Annotated in this window: 1 protein-coding gene; it reads left to right on the top strand. The window is 48.0% G+C overall.

Going from position 1 to position 950, the window contains the following annotated elements; all coding sequences use genetic code 11:
• Positions 1-950: acetyl-CoA C-acyltransferase (locus B806_RS0111865; RefSeq protein ID WP_017403047.1), on the top strand; the 950-nt coding region annotated here is incomplete at both ends.

Genomic DNA, 950 nt, shown 5'->3' with positions numbered 1-950 from the left:
GGTGAAGATAACCGTAACGTTGGCCGTATGTCAGCACTTCTTGCAGGTTTACCGTATCAGGTTCCAGCAACCACCATTAACCGTTTGTGTGGTTCTTCACTCGATGCGATTGCCATTGCTGCCCGTGCTATTAAAGCCGGTGAAGCAAACTTGGTGATTGCAGGTGGTGTAGAAAGCATGAGCCGTGCACCCTATGTGATGGGTAAGTCAGACAGTGCTTTTGGCCGTAGCCAGAAGATTGAAGACACCACCATGGGATGGCGTTTCATTAACCCTAAACTTAAAGAATTGTATGGTGTAGACACCATGCCCCAGACTGCCGAAAACGTGGCTGAACAGTTCAACGTCAATCGTGCAGATCAGGACCAGTTTGCCTTGGTGAGCCAACAACGCACCGCAAGCGCGCAAGCCAAAGGCTTTTTTTCTAAAGAAATCGTGGCAGTTGAAATCCCTCAGCGTAAGGGCGATGCTGTTGTGATTGATACCGATGAACATCCACGTGCATCAACCACACTTGAAGCTTTAAGCAAACTTAAACCTGTGGTTAAAGCAGATGGCACGGTTACTGCGGGGAATGCTTCAGGCATCAACGATGGCGCAGCAGCACTACTGATTGCTTCTGATGAGGCAGTTCAGGCTTACAACTTAAAACCGCGTGCCAAGATCGTTGCTTCAACAGCAGTGGGTGTAGAGCCACGCATTATGGGCTTTGCTCCAGCACCAGCCATTAAAAAATTACTTAAACAAGCTAACCTGACTTTAGATCAGATGGATGTAATTGAGCTGAACGAAGCTTTTGCTGCACAAGCTTTGGCTGTGACCCGTCATTTAGGCTTGCCAGATGATTCTCACAAGGTAAATCCAAATGGTGGTGCAATTGCATTGGGTCATCCACTTGGTGCATCAGGTGCGCGCTTAGTCACTACAGCCTTAAACCAGCTTGAACAAAC

It is taken from the genome of Acinetobacter sp. TG2027 (assembly GCF_000302435.1).
GTDB classification, from domain to species: domain Bacteria; phylum Pseudomonadota; class Gammaproteobacteria; order Pseudomonadales; family Moraxellaceae; genus Acinetobacter; species Acinetobacter pittii.
The sequence above is the reverse complement of the archived record's forward strand: the minus strand, read 5'-3'. Positions and strand labels throughout refer to the sequence as shown.